The 12833-nt window shown below is 58.1% G+C and carries 10 protein-coding genes; 4 read left to right on the top strand and 6 right to left on the bottom strand.

Annotated elements, in window-relative coordinates; all coding sequences use genetic code 11:
• Positions 1 to 41 precede the first annotated feature (41 nt).
• Positions 42 to 938, top strand: a complete 897-nt coding sequence (locus E3O56_RS07155) for a GlxA family transcriptional regulator (RefSeq protein WP_177327423.1) — start codon at positions 42 to 44, stop codon at positions 936 to 938.
• A 152-nt stretch (positions 939 to 1090) separates the two neighbouring features.
• On the opposite strand, the gene zapE is transcribed toward E3O56_RS07155, so the two are convergent.
• The 3 genes from zapE to E3O56_RS07140 form a co-directional block, all read right to left on the bottom strand.
• Positions 1091 to 2185, bottom strand: a complete 1095-nt coding sequence (gene zapE, locus E3O56_RS07150; RefSeq protein WP_005784768.1) for a cell division protein ZapE — start codon at positions 2183 to 2185, stop codon at positions 1091 to 1093.
• 79 nt (positions 2186 to 2264) lie between these two features.
• The gene (locus E3O56_RS07145) at positions 2265 to 3620 is read right to left on the bottom strand and encodes a tryptophan--tRNA ligase (protein ID WP_248128048.1); all 1356 of its coding nucleotides are present in this window, start codon (positions 3618 to 3620) and stop codon (positions 2265 to 2267) included.
• Positions 3621 to 3636: 16 nt separating this feature from the next.
• A complete protein-coding gene (locus E3O56_RS07140) occupies positions 3637 to 4266 on the bottom strand; it encodes an alpha/beta fold hydrolase (protein ID WP_248128047.1) in 630 nt (209 codons plus the stop codon).
• A gap of 146 nt (positions 4267 to 4412) precedes the next feature.
• Between E3O56_RS07140 and E3O56_RS07135 the strand changes: the two genes are divergently transcribed.
• The gene (locus tag E3O56_RS07135; protein ID WP_005784763.1) at positions 4413 to 4850 is read left to right on the top strand and encodes a DUF1043 family protein; all 438 of its coding nucleotides are present in this window, start codon (positions 4413 to 4415) and stop codon (positions 4848 to 4850) included.
• Between the two features lie 191 nt (positions 4851 to 5041).
• Here the strand turns inward: E3O56_RS07135 and E3O56_RS07130 are convergent, their stop codons facing one another.
• The 3 genes from E3O56_RS07130 to E3O56_RS07120 form a co-directional block, all read right to left on the bottom strand.
• Positions 5042 to 6766 carry an ABC transporter ATP-binding protein/permease gene (locus tag E3O56_RS07130; RefSeq protein ID WP_032877808.1) on the bottom strand — a complete coding sequence of 575 codons (1725 nt, stop codon included), beginning with the start codon at positions 6764 to 6766 and terminating at the stop codon, positions 5042 to 5044.
• 100 nt (positions 6767 to 6866) lie between these two features.
• Positions 6867 to 7427 (bottom strand): response regulator transcription factor, encoded by a 561-nt coding sequence (locus E3O56_RS07125; protein ID WP_003171731.1) that lies wholly within the window; start codon positions 7425 to 7427, stop codon positions 6867 to 6869.
• Positions 7420 to 8682: an ATP-binding protein gene (locus E3O56_RS07120; RefSeq protein WP_032877809.1), complete on the bottom strand. Its 1263-nt coding sequence runs from the start codon at positions 8680 to 8682 to the stop codon at positions 7420 to 7422. The genes E3O56_RS07125 and E3O56_RS07120 overlap by 8 nt, the downstream gene beginning before the upstream one ends.
• A gap of 205 nt (positions 8683 to 8887) precedes the next feature.
• Here E3O56_RS07120 and E3O56_RS07115 point away from each other — a divergent pair, with 205 nt between their 5' ends.
• Both E3O56_RS07115 and E3O56_RS07110 read left to right on the top strand, forming a co-directional pair.
• Positions 8888 to 9598: an SIMPL domain-containing protein gene (locus tag E3O56_RS07115; protein WP_148853457.1), complete on the top strand. Its 711-nt coding sequence runs from the start codon at positions 8888 to 8890 to the stop codon at positions 9596 to 9598.
• A 350-nt stretch (positions 9599 to 9948) separates the two neighbouring features.
• Positions 9949 to 12747: a hypothetical protein gene (locus E3O56_RS07110; RefSeq protein ID WP_248128046.1), complete on the top strand. Its 2799-nt coding sequence runs from the start codon at positions 9949 to 9951 to the stop codon at positions 12745 to 12747.
• Positions 12748 to 12833 lie beyond the last annotated feature (86 nt).

Raw genomic sequence — 12833 nt, 5'->3', positions numbered from 1 at the left:
TATTCGCTTCCACCCTCATGCAAGCCAAGGATTTCTTCCATCTGGCCAGCCTGCGTTACGGTAAACAGCAGGGCCTGGGCTTGACCCCAGGGTTCGATACGCGCCTGGTCAGCCCCGACGGGCAGTCGGTGCGCAGCTTCAGCGATGTGATCATGCCGGTGGACGGCGGCCTGGAGGATGCCGATATCATCGTGCTGCCGGCCTTCTGGGACGACTTCGACGCCCTGTGCACCCGCTACCCGCAAGTGTTGCCGTGGCTACGCGAACAACATGCCCGCGGCGCCGTGCTGTGCGGTGAAGCCACCGGGGTGTTCTGGCTGGCCGAAGCCGGGCTGCTCGATGGCAAGGAGGCGACCACCTACTGGCGGTTCTTCAATGCTTTCAGCGAGCGCTTCCCCAAGGTGCAGCTCAACCAGGACAAGCACCTGACCGATGCCGATAACCTGTATTGCGCCGGCGGCACCACCTCGGCCTGTGACCTCTACATCTACCTGATCGAACGCTTCTGCGGCGCCAACATCGCCCAGGCCGTGGCCCGCGACATCCTCTATGAGGTGCAGCGCAGCTATTCGCCGGGGCGTATCGGTTTTGGCGGCCAGAAGCTGCACCAGGACGTGATCATCCTGCAGATCCAGCACTGGCTCGAAGAACACTTCGCCGACAAGTTCCGCTTCGAAGACGTCGCCCGGGAACACGGCATGAGCATCCGCAACTTCATGCGGCGCTTCCAGACCGCCACCGGTGACAAGCCGCTGCATTACCTGCAACGGTTGCGCATCGAGACGGCAAAGGGCCTGCTCTCAGGCAGCCGCAAGAGCATCAAGACCATCAGTTATGAGGTGGGTTACGACGATGCGAGTTTCTTTGCGCGGTTGTTCAGGCAGCACACGGAGTTGTCGCCGAACCAGTATCGCCAGCAATTTCAGCAAGCCGCCTAACTGAAGGAACACAGAAAACAAAGTGGGAGGGGCGGTGCGACGATTCGACTTGCTCCCGATTGCGCTGGGTCAGTCACATCTACAGTGACTGACACTCCGAAATCGGGAGCAAGCCCCCTCCCACATTGGATCTCCATTGAGCTGGAGATTGATTAAGGCTTGTGTCCGCGCGACAGGAACTCGTGGGACTGCATTTCAAGCAGGCGACTCAAGGTGCGCTGGAATTCGAAGTTCAAGCGGCCGCCGGTGTACAGGTCCTTGAGCTCGACTTCCGCCGAGATGATCAACTTGACGTTACGGTCGTAGAATTCGTCGACCATGTTGATAAACCGCCGCGCAATATCGTCGGTGGTCACGCCCATCTGCTCGACGCCGCTCAAGATCACCGCGTGGAAGATCTTGCCCAGCTCAATGTAGTCGTTCTGGCTGCGCGGGCCGTCGCACAGCTGGCGGAACTCGAACCAGGCCACGTCATCGCAGGTGCGCAAGGCGATGATTTCGCGGTTCTCGATCATCAGCTTGTCGTTTTCCACCGCCTGGGTGCATTCCGGCGTCAGGGCGCGGAAGCTTTTTTTCAGGCTGTCGTGCGCCGCTTGGTTCAGCGGGAAGTGGAACAGCTCGGCTTGCTCCAGGTGGCGCAGGCGGTAATCGACGCCGCTGTCGACGTTGACGATATCGGTGTTCTGCTTGATCAGCGCAATGGCCGGCAGGAAGCGCGCACGCTGCAGGCCGTCCTTGTACAAACCGTCGGGCACGATGTTCGACGTGGCCACCAGGGTCACACCGTTCTTGAACAGCTCTTCCATCAGCGTGCCAAGGATCATGGCGTCGGTGATGTCGGAGACGAAGAACTCATCGAAGCAGATCACCCGCGCTTCTTGGGAGAAGCGCTTGGCGATGATGGTCAGCGGGTTTTTCTCGCCCGGCAGGGTTTTCATCTCTTCGTGCACGCGCTTCATGAAGCGGTGGAAGTGAGTACGGACCTTTTCCTTGAATGGCAGCGCTTCAAAGAAGGTGTCTACCAGATAAGTCTTGCCCCGGCCGACGCCACCCCAGAAGTACAGGCCCTTGACCGGCGTGTGATCTTTCTTGCCAAACAGCTTGCTGAACATCCCTGGTTTGCTTTGCGAGGCCGCGACCAGATCGTCGTACAGGCGCTGCAAATGACGCACAGCATTTTCCTGGGCTGCGTCATGGAAGAATTCAGGGCGTTTCAGATCAGCTTGATATCGTTCTAGGGGCGTCATAATTTCGTTAGCAAGGCAACAAAAACGGGCCGACACTGTAACGACGGCCCTGGAGAATGGCAATCAACCCTTGGTCGGGTTAATCCTCGATTGGGGCCAACGCAGCGCGCAAGGCTTCGATGGCCGCGTCACGCGATGCTTGATCGGCGTACTCGGCACTGTCAGCCACGGCGGCGCCGTCCAGCCATACGCTGAAGCTCAGAGCCTGCGCACGCACGTCCAGCGCATCACCACTTTGCAAGTGTTTGGTCACAGCGCCAGCTGCTTTGCCATCGGCAAAGTTGCGCGACAGCAACAGTTGCTCACCATCAGCGGCCAGCAGGCGGAAGCGGAAGCTGCCATCGTCTTCACGAAAACTCACAAAACGCGCAGCCTTCGCCGCTTTTTTCTTGGTGGCAGCCGGCGCCGCAGCCTGGTTGACGAACGAACGCAGGCCCACCGCCTCACGCAACTCGGCGAGGAATGGCGCGGCCACGGCACGGGCTTTCTTGGCGCCGACCAGCAGCAGGTCTTCCATATCGGAGGGGCGCGACATCAGTTGGTGGTAACGCTCGCGCGCTTCACCGAGTTGGCCATCGAGCAGTTGGAACAGACGATTCTTCGCCTCGCCCCAGCCCAGGCCTTGCAGCAGCTCGCCACGGAATTCTTCTTCCTGCGCCTTGGTCGCGAACGCCTGGTACAGGGTGAACAGGTGCGAATTGTCCGGGTCCTTGGCTTCGCCCGGCGCACGCGAGTCGGTCACGATCCGCGAGATCGCGTCTTTCATGTCCTTGGCGCTGGTGAACAACGGGATGGTGTTGTCGTAGCTCTTGGACATCTTGCGGCCATCCAGGCCCGGCAAGGTGGCGACGCTTTCTTCGATCAGCGCCTCGGGCATGGTGAAGAATTCTTTACCGTTGCCGAACAAGTGGTTGAAACGCTGGCCGATGTCGCGGGCCATTTCCACGTGCTGGATCTGGTCGCGACCGACTGGCACCTTGTGCGCGTTGAACATCAGGATGTCAGCGGCCATCAGCACCGGGTAGCTGTACAGGCCCATGCTGATGCCCGCATCCGGGTCTTCGCCGTTTTCCACGTTCTTGTCCACCGACGCCTTGTACGCATGGGCGCGGTTGAGCAGGCCCTTGGCGGCAACGCAGGTCAGCAGCCAGGTCAGCTCGGGAATCTCCGGGATGTCCGACTGGCGATAGAAGGTCACACGGTTCACATCCAGGCCACCGGCCAGCCAGGTCGCGGCGATTTCCATGCGCGAGCGCTGGATGCGCTGCGGGTCGTCGCACTTGATCAGCGCGTGGTAGTCGGCCAGGAAGTAGAAGGAGTCGGCATTCGCGTCTTCGCTGGCGAGGATCGCGGGGCGAATCGCACCGGCGTAGTTGCCCAGGTGCGGCGTGCCGGTGGTGGTAATGCCGGTGAGGATTCGGGTACGGGTCGTCATGGGTGATCGCTTGTCATCAATTCGAAAGGCGTGGCAGCACCAGATCCTTGAGATCGGTCAGCTTGCCATGAAAAAAGTGTCCGCATTCTGCCACTTTCAGCAACTCATGGGGGCGTTTCAGGGCGGCGGACCAGTCGTAGACCAATTGCGGGTCGACCACTTCATCGCTTTCCGGTTGGATCAGGGTCAACGGGCAGCCTTGGGGCAACACATCTGCATCGCCAAGGCGCATCACGGCGGCAGCCACCATAAACAGGTGCGCAAGCTTTTCACCCTTGGCTTCCAGACGGCCGCCGAGACTGGCCGCGACATAGCCACCGAAGGAAAAACCCAACAAGGTGATCGGCAGTTCGGGATGTTTTGCCCGCAGCCAGGTGACGGCCGCTTCGGCATCGTCGACCTCACCACTGGCCATATCGTGTGAACCGGCGCTGGCACCGACGCCACGATAATTGAAACGCAAAGAAATCAAACCGGCATCGCGGGCAGTGCGTTGCAGGGTCGACACCACTTTATTGAGCATGGTCCCACCCTGCACCGGGTTAGGGTGGCAGATCAGCGCCAGGCCACGTGGTTCGGGGTGATCCAGGTACAAGGCTTCCAATTGGCCCACCGGGCCATCGATCAAAACGGGGGTTTCACGCATGAGCAAGGATGAACTCCGTGACCTCTCAAGGGGTCGACTCGTCTAGCTAAAAGTCTGTGCATGGCATCATTGCGAGCTTAATCGCGGTATACAGCGCAGGTTTGAGCCGTTAACGTAAAGCAAAGCCGTTTATAGAGGAAGGACTCGTGGAACACTCGCTCTTAGTTTGGTTGTTGCCGACTCTTGCCCTGGTTGCCGGTGTCGCCATTGGATTCCTGGTTGCCCGCCTGCTGCCGAATGCCGCGCCTAACCGCACGCAGCGTCAGCTGGATGACATTCAGGAACGTTTTGACAGTTATCAGAACGAGGTTGTTACCCACTTCAACAGCACCGCGACCCTGGTCAAGAAGCTCACCCAGAGCTACCAGGAAGTACAGGATCACCTCGCCGAAGGCGCTAATCGCCTGGCCCTCGACGACATCACCCGCCAGCGCCTGCTGGCTGCGCTGCATTCCGATGCACCGCAAACCCCACGGGAACGCCTGACCCCGCCTCGGGAAAACCAGGAGCCACCACGGGACTACGCGCCAAAGACGCCGAACGCCCCAGGAATGCTGGATGAGCATTACGGCTTGAAGAAGTAAGTCATCTTCGAGCATTAAAAAAGCCCGGCTGATCAATGATCAGCCGGGCTTTTTTTGGGCGCCACTTCAAGAACAATGCAGATCAATGTGGGAGGGGGCTTGCTCCCGATAGCGGTGGATCAGCCAATGCATCTGTTACTGACAGGCCGCCATCGGGAGCAAGCCCCCTCCCACACTTACCGAGCATGAGCTCAAGTGAGTTGTTGCTCCTGCAACCGCCCACCCTCGATGCGCACATGCCGCCCATGGAAACGCTTGAGGCTGCTGCGGTGGCCGACGCTGACGATGCTCAATCCCGGCAATTCATCGATCAACGCCTGGTACAACGTTGCCTCATCCTCTTCATCCATCGCCGAAGTGGCTTCATCCATATACAGCCACTGCGGTGCGAACAACAACGCACGGGCAAAGGCCAGGCGCTGTTGCTCACCCGGCGAAAGCATGCGTTGCCAGTGGTTGGCTTCATCCAGACGATTGAGCAGGTGCGGCAGGCGGCAGGTTTGCAGGACCTGTGCATAACGTTCTGCCGGATAGACGCTGTCGTCTTGTGGATAACTCAGCACCGCCTTGAGCGTACCAATCGGCAGGTAAGGCTTCTGCGGCAGGAACAGGTAGCGCGTCGCCGGCAACCGAATGCTGCCATGACCTGCGGGCCAAAGATGGCCCATCGCCCGCAACAAGGTGCTCTTGCCGCTACCGGAACGCCCGCTGAGCATCACGCGCTGGCCAGGCTCCACGGTCATGTCGGCGTCGGTGAGCAGGTGACGGCCGTCGGCCAGGTCCATGCCCAGATCCGTGATCACCAGGCGCTCGCCGTCAGGGCGCACATCGATGGCCGGGGCTCGCTGCTCGTTGTCGCTCATGGCTTGCTGGAAACTCAGCAGGCGATCACTGGTGGCGCGCCATGTCGCCAGTTCCGAGTAGGCGTTGATAAACCAGCTGAAGTTTTCCTGCACGTTGCCAAACGCCGAGTTGATTTGCATCAGCTCGCCCAGCTCGATTTTGCCGGTGAAGTAGCGCGGCGCGGCCACGATAAACGGGAAGATGATCGCAATCTGGCTGTAGCCGGCGGTGAAAAAGGTCAGGCGCTTGGACACTTTCATGATGTCCCAGAAGTTGTGCCAGACCTTGCCGAAGCGCGTACTCAGGCGTTGTCTTTCATTGGGCTCGCCGTTGTACAGGGCAATGCTCTCGGCATTCTCACGCACCCGCACCATGGAAAAACGCAGGTCTGCCTCGAAGCGTTGCTGTTGGTTGCTCAGGCCGATCAAGCGTCGGCCGATCAGGTGCGTCAGCCAACTGCCCACGGTGGCGTACAGCAGCGCGCACCAGAACATATAGCCGGGGATGGTGATGCCAAACACTTCGATGCTGCCCGATACGCCCCACAGGATGATCGAGAACGACACCAGGCTGACCACATTACGCAGCAACCCAAGGCCGAGGCTCAAGGTGCCGGAGGTGAAGTTGTTGAGGTCTTCGGAAATCCGCTGGTCTGGGTTGTCGGTATAACCACCCTGTTCCAGCTGGTAGTAATTCTTGTGGGCCAGCCACCGGGTGAAGTGTTTTTCGGTGAGCCAGGCGCGCCAGCGGATCGTCAGCATCTGGGTCAGATAGAGACGGTAGACCGCGCCGAGAATCGCCACCGCCGCAATGCCGCCGAAATAACCTATCAGTTGCCAGAAGGCGGCGGTGTCCTTCTTCTCCAGGGCGTTGTAGAAATCCTTGTACCAGTGATTGATCCACACGGAAATCGCCACGCTGAACAGCGACAGGCCAATCACTGCAGCCAGCAACAGCCAGGCCCTGCCCTTCTCTTCGCTACGCCAATACGGTGTGATCATGGCCCAGGTTCGGCGGAAGAATTGCCCCCGCACCGCGTCGTTGATCGCGGAGTACTCAGCGTTCTGGTTCATTGTTCAGGCTCGGCAGGAAAAACATCACAGGCGTTTGAACCGATCATAGGTGATCGGTTCGCGCATCCGTGCAGCCTGAAGCAGGTTGTTCAGTGTTCGTTCAGCGTCGTACCGGGCGCTTCTGCAACTTGCGCTGCAAGGTACGGCGGTGCATGCCTAAAGCACGGGCAGTGGCGGAGATATTGCCTTCGTGCTCGGTCAGCACGCGCTGGATATGCTCCCATTGCAGGCGGTCCACCGACATCGGGTTTTCCGGTACCAGGGTGTCGAGGTCGGCGTGCTCGGAAAGCAGAGCGGCCAGCACGTCGTCGGCGTCCGCCGGCTTGCACAGGTAGTTGCAGGCGCCGCGCTTGATCGCCTCGACAGCGGTGGCGATGCTGGAGTAACCGGTGAGGATCACCACGCGCATTTCGGGGTCGAGCTCCAGCAGCTTGGGCAGCAGCACCAGGCCGGAGTCGCCGTCCATTTTCAGGTCGAGGGCGGCGTAGTCGGGCAGGTCGGCCTGGGCGATGGTCAGGCCTTCTTCGGCAGACCCTGCGGTGCTGACGCGAAAACCGCGACGGCTCATGGCGCGCGCCATCACGCGGGTAAAGGTGGCATCGTCATCTACCAGCAACAGGTGCGGCAGTTCTTCGCCTTCGACTTGGATCTCGTCACTCATCGATATCTCCTCGTGCGACACGGGGCAGGCGCAGCTCGGTGAGCGTGCCACCTTCCTCATGACTATAGAGCTTCACTGAGCCGCCCGCGCGGGTCACGCTGGCCTTGCTCAAAAACAGGCCCAGGCCGAAGCCTTTGCCCTTGGTGGTAAAGAAGGGTTTGCCGATCTGCTCGGCAATGGCCAGCGGCACGCCCGCGCCGTGGTCACGAATGCTGATGGTGATGTTTTCGGCGTCCCAGTCCAACTGTACACCGAGCCCTTCAGGGCAGGCGTCAGCGGCGTTGTTCAGCAAGTTGAGCAGCGCCTGGGTCAGGTCTGGCGGTGGCGCCAGGCGCGGCACGCTGCCTTGGCCCAACAGGTTGAAGCGGTAACTGGCCTCGGGGCGCATCAGGTGCCAACGGTTCAGGGCTTCATCGAGCCATTGGGTCACATCCTGCATTTCAACCGCGAGGCGGCGATTGGCTTCGGCGGCACGCACCAGTTGCTGCAGCGTCAGCTTGCATTGCTTGACCTGTTCCTGCAGCACGCTCAAGTCGTCTTGCAGCGCGGGGTCGTGATGGTCCTGGGTCATTTCCTTGAGCAGCACGCTCATGGTCGCCAACGGCGTGCCCAATTCATGGGCGGCACCGGCAGCCTGGGTGGCAACGGCCAGCAATTGCTGGTCGCGCAGCCCTTCTTCGCGGCGAATGGCGCGCAGCTCTTCCTGGCGACGCAGCTCTTCGGCCATACGTGCGGCGAAAAAGGTAATGACGGCGGCAGACAGGGCAAAACTCAACCACATCCCGTAGATTTGCAGGTTTTCCCGGGCGATAGGGAAGGTCTGCAACGGGTAGAACTGAGCCAGCAACAGGGTGTACAGCGTCAGCGCGATCCCCGAAAGCACCACCGAGTAGCGCCATGGCAACGTCACCGCAGCGATGGTCAGTGGCACCAGGTAATACGAAACGAACGGGTTGGTGGACCCACCGGAGAAGTACAGCAACACGCTGTGGATAAACAGGTCGCAAGCCAGTTGCAGGGCATATTCCAACTCGGTCACCGGCCAGGTGGTGCGCAGCCGTATGGCGGTAAATGCACACAACACGGTGGAAAAACCCAGGGTCACAGCCAGTTGCAGCCAGGGCAGCGGCAGCAGGTCGAACCAATAGGCAAGCCCGACGGAACCGGCCTGTGCGGCCAATACCAGGGTGCGAATGAACGTCAGGCGCCAGAGGTTCTGGCGAGTGGCGGAAGTCAGTTTTACGGCGGCGAGCATGAGCTCTCCCGATGAGCGCTGCAGGCGGATCGGCACGAGTATAAACGAAGCGGACCTGCTGGCACGGCGCGTGTGGCTCTTTGACGCAGGCCGGCTAAATGACCGTTCGTCGGCACCCGCATAACTTGTTGGTAATGTGTAAACCCGAAGAACCCTATGCCAGCGTCTACAGTCATACCGAGCACGACTACCTCAAGGAGCTTCCATGTCTCGTTTCATTCGCAGTGCAGCCATCATCACTCTCAGCGCCAGCGCCATTGCCAGCCTGCCGGCCATGGCCGCCGATGCACTGAACTACAACCAGATCTCCCTGCGCGCCGAAGTCAGCCAAGAAGTAGCCCGCGACAAGATGATCGTCACCCTCTATACCGAGTCGCAAAACGCCGACCCGGCCAAGCTTGCCGCTGAAATCACCACCACCATGAACACAGCCTTAGGCCAGGCCCGCGAAGTCAAAGGCGTGACCCTGCGCCAGGGCAGCCGTAACAGCTACCCGATCTACGACAACAAGAACCAGAAGATCACTGGCTGGCGTGAGCGCGCCGAACTGCGCCTGGAAAGCGCGGACTTCCCGGCGCTGTCCAAGCTCACCGGCGAGCTGTTGAACACGCTGAAAATGGAAAACATGGACTTCGCCATCGCCGATGCCACGCGCAAGGCCAGCGAAGATGCGTTGCTCAAGGACGCGGTTACTGCGTTCAAGGCCCGTGCGCAACTGGCTACCGATGCACTGGGCGGCAAGGGTTACAAGATCGTCAATCTGAACTTCAACACCAATGGTTACCCGATGCCTTATGCCCGTGGCGGCATGATGATGAAGGCGGCCATGGCAGACTCTGCACCGACGCCTGACGTTGAAGCGGGCACCAGCCAAGTGAGCATGAGCGCCGATGGAGTGATCGAAGTTTTACAGTAAGTTTTTGCGAGATCAGCACGGCGTAACCTTCACCGGTTACGCTGTGGTGTTGCCGCCCACGGAACACTCAGACCGCTACCACACACCAAGTAACTTGATACTACAGCCTTACTCTAATCTATCTAAACCTCGCCCTCACGACACCGCTCGTCAAACATTACGAATGCAGGCCTGGAACTTACGACACTCAACTTCCCACCCAGGGTTGCCATGCACATCATCTTGAATCAGAACATCGAACAGGTTATTTGCCACACACGGACGTACTGACAACAGAACATCACACATATCGATTTCTTTGTTTCTCGATGAACGGCAGTTATTTATCCAATAATTAATGTGAGTCGATAATGAATATAACACCGTCTCTCGCTCCCGCACTCGTCGTTCCCTCTTTCCCTCCCACACACTATCGCCAGCGTCGAGCGCTTGATGATTTGCCCGCAACGCAAACCCGGCAGCAGGCAGAAGAAACCTCTTCAAAACATCCAAAAAAATTGCTCGACCAACCCCCGTTCCCCTTGCCTACACCCGCCCATGAGCTCGATGCTTCCAAAAGCATCATCTATGGGTCAGTCAACGTTATTCCGCCAAACGCGGGTTATACACAGCAAGAGCGAATGCATCGTATCGATGCCTATGCCGGTCGAGTCGTCGCGCACATTCAACACATCGAAAATGGCAGCGACGCAGAACGCAATATCAAGTTCCAGCAAACTCGCCTGTTTCTTGAACCCGCAGGTTACTTCAGCGGCGGGTTGCTAGCAGCCGGCTACGATCCCCATGAAAAAATCTCGGTGACCTTCCACTCCTATGTAGGAATGGGCAAGCCCCAGGAGGAAACCAACAAGGAGGTACGCACCTATTTTGCATGGGAGATTGCAGCCGGCGCTCTTGCGCACGACAAGGTGTCAAGGGGCGGTCCGTTGAACTTCCAGGGCATGCACATCAACCCGCAAGATAAAAACAAGCTCCACGAACTGGAATCCTTGGGCAGCCAACTCCAAGGCCATTGGGAAAATGAAATAGCGGCGCCCATGCGCGACGCCTCGGGGCAACTGGCGAAGCGATCGGGCAAAGCGGATGCCTATGTGTTGCGAGGAATATTACAAAGTCTGCATGACGACAATTCCAGTAACAAACACCTAACCCCCGCTGCGCGGGCCGCCATTGTCCGCACACTTGAAGAAGACGGAAACGCGGTAATCCCCAACATATATGGCTATCCCTTAGAGGGTTATGCATTTATTCCTTATATCAATTATCACGGTGATTATGACCACCGCCCGAATAAGGGACTGATGATTGACTTAAAGAATGGCTCCGCCCGTGAAATACACGGTGATGACGACTTTGCCAGTTGGGCTAAAAACAATCAGGCTCAATTGGTTAGCCGCTTCAACGCTCGTGACAGGCAAGGCGGTCATGATGCTCACTGGGTAGGGGCCGGGTATGTACTCAATGCATTGATTCAGGATAACCGTTCTACGTTTCCAGGAAGAAAAGGCCCGTTCACAGATCAGGCCGTACCGGTCCGGGAGACATTCAATTACACACAATCGCGAGACAGCGATTACTACTTGAAATTTGGCGACCTTAAAAACGGTATTGCCCCCCACTACCAGGCGATAAATGCCAAGAATGCACGCTGGACCGATCAAACCGAGGTCTTTGGCGCCTCCCAACAAAGTTGGAAAGCAGCCAAAGAGTTTTGGGGTAACATGTTTGGTTACTTACCGATCGTAGGCAATGTGGGCAACATTGTCTTCGGCGTACACGATGGCCTCTACGGCAAGACGGCCGATGATCGTGTCGCAGGTAACGCCGCGGCGGTAATTTCCAGCCTGCAACTGGCGCACGAGATTGCCCCCATTGGAGTGGAAGCCGGACTTGGGGAGGCGGTTTTGACACCTGGCGCTCCCAGCGCAAAACCCTACAGCTGGCGATTCAGTCAGGACACTAGCGATCTTGAACTCGTGCGCACGCCAAACGCGTTGAGCGAGAGTGATATCAACCCGGTTGCAAATCACTCGACGCCCCAAGTGAACCCGTTGCGGCCCAGTCACGCGGGGATGATCAGCGAACATGCCATCCCTGACGGCGAGCAGTTGATTGAAAAGGCCACGCACAACCAGAAGGGTATCTATCAGCTCAAGAACACCGCCACCGGCGAAGATCACTGGTTTATCCGCTACACCGATGGGACAGGCGTCCCTGGCGTATATGAAATAAAAAGCAACTTCAAACCTAGCAATGACTACGTGCAGATTATTGATCGCTCCGGAAAGATTGTATTGACCGTGCATTCAGCCGGTGACGGAAACTGGGTTCGCAATGCAGCCAATGGGGGGGTGAGGTGGCCGTGGCAGCGCTCACCATCGCCAACACCTAGTGAAAATCTGACCCCCCATTTTTCGGACCTGTTCGCCGATGTCGATCAACAGGCCGTGGCACGAGCCGACAGATTCGACCAATTCATGAAAGTGGATGAGACCAGACCTTACGCCGTATCGACCCGCGGCTATGAAGAAAACGGCGTTGTTAAAAGAAAGCTGAATATTGGCTGGGAGGCCCCCAAGGAGAAGTTCGAAGTATTGCCCTCGGAGCGAGCGGCTCCTACGCCTCTGAGCGAGACCAATTATTCAGAGAACTTTCTTCCCGACCTGAATCGTAACAACTACACGGTCATCAAAAGCTCAAAAGGCGGCGATATCGAGGTGCCGTTGGACGCCCGTGCAGACACACCCGAAGCGACAAGACTGAGCCGTCTAAAGCAATTCGAGAAAGAGATTCCCGATGCACAACTGCGATCCCGTATCTCCGAGGTTGCCCATCAAGGATCAGTATTTCCCGCCAATTGGGAGTTGCTCCAAAGCTTGAAAGAAGGCTACGGCGTCACAGCAAGCAATACTTCTTACTTTATTGATTACGACCCGATAAACAGTGAAGCCCGAGTCAAAGTCGTCACCACGTGGTTTGTAAGCGATGTCAGCGATCACGTTCCAAAAGTGATTCCGGATTTAGAAGCAACCACCGTCAGAACCTTCACCATTCGCGAGAACAATGATGTGTCCGGCGACCTTTACACGATTGACGATTACGCTCCAACTCAACTGGAAGTCTCGATCCCCGATGATCTCCCTCAGTAATCAAGGCCCCCTTTGATGCAGATGTCCCTACCTGAGTAACCAGAACGGCGGTAACCTCGGTGACCGCCGTTTTCGTTTAGGCAGCT

It is taken from the genome of Pseudomonas sp. W2Aug9 (genome assembly GCF_023127755.1).
GTDB lineage: Bacteria > Pseudomonadota > Gammaproteobacteria > Pseudomonadales > Pseudomonadaceae > Aquipseudomonas > Aquipseudomonas synxantha_A.
Note: the sequence above shows the minus strand (reverse complement) of the source record. Positions and strands in the feature narration are given on the sequence as shown.

Bases quoted from the DNA above. Each gene is read 5' to 3' on its own strand.
- zapE (WP_005784768.1), bottom strand. From the start codon at position 2,185: ATGACGCCCCTAGAACGATATCAAGCTGATCTGAAACGCCCTGAATTC.
- E3O56_RS07145 (WP_248128048.1), bottom strand. From the start codon at position 3,620: ATGACGACCCGTACCCGAATCCTCACCGGCATTACCACCACCGGCACG.
- E3O56_RS07140 (WP_248128047.1), bottom strand. From the start codon at position 4,266: ATGCGTGAAACCCCCGTTTTGATCGATGGCCCGGTGGGCCAATTGGAA.
- E3O56_RS07130 (WP_032877808.1), bottom strand. From the start codon at position 6,766: ATGAACCAGAACGCTGAGTACTCCGCGATCAACGACGCGGTGCGGGGG.
- E3O56_RS07125 (WP_003171731.1), bottom strand. From the start codon at position 7,427: ATGAGTGACGAGATCCAAGTCGAAGGCGAAGAACTGCCGCACCTGTTG.
- E3O56_RS07120 (WP_032877809.1), bottom strand. From the start codon at position 8,682: ATGCTCGCCGCCGTAAAACTGACTTCCGCCACTCGCCAGAACCTCTGG.
- E3O56_RS07115 (WP_148853457.1), top strand. From the start codon at position 8,888: ATGTCTCGTTTCATTCGCAGTGCAGCCATCATCACTCTCAGCGCCAGC.
- E3O56_RS07110 (WP_248128046.1), top strand. From the start codon at position 9,949: ATGAATATAACACCGTCTCTCGCTCCCGCACTCGTCGTTCCCTCTTTC.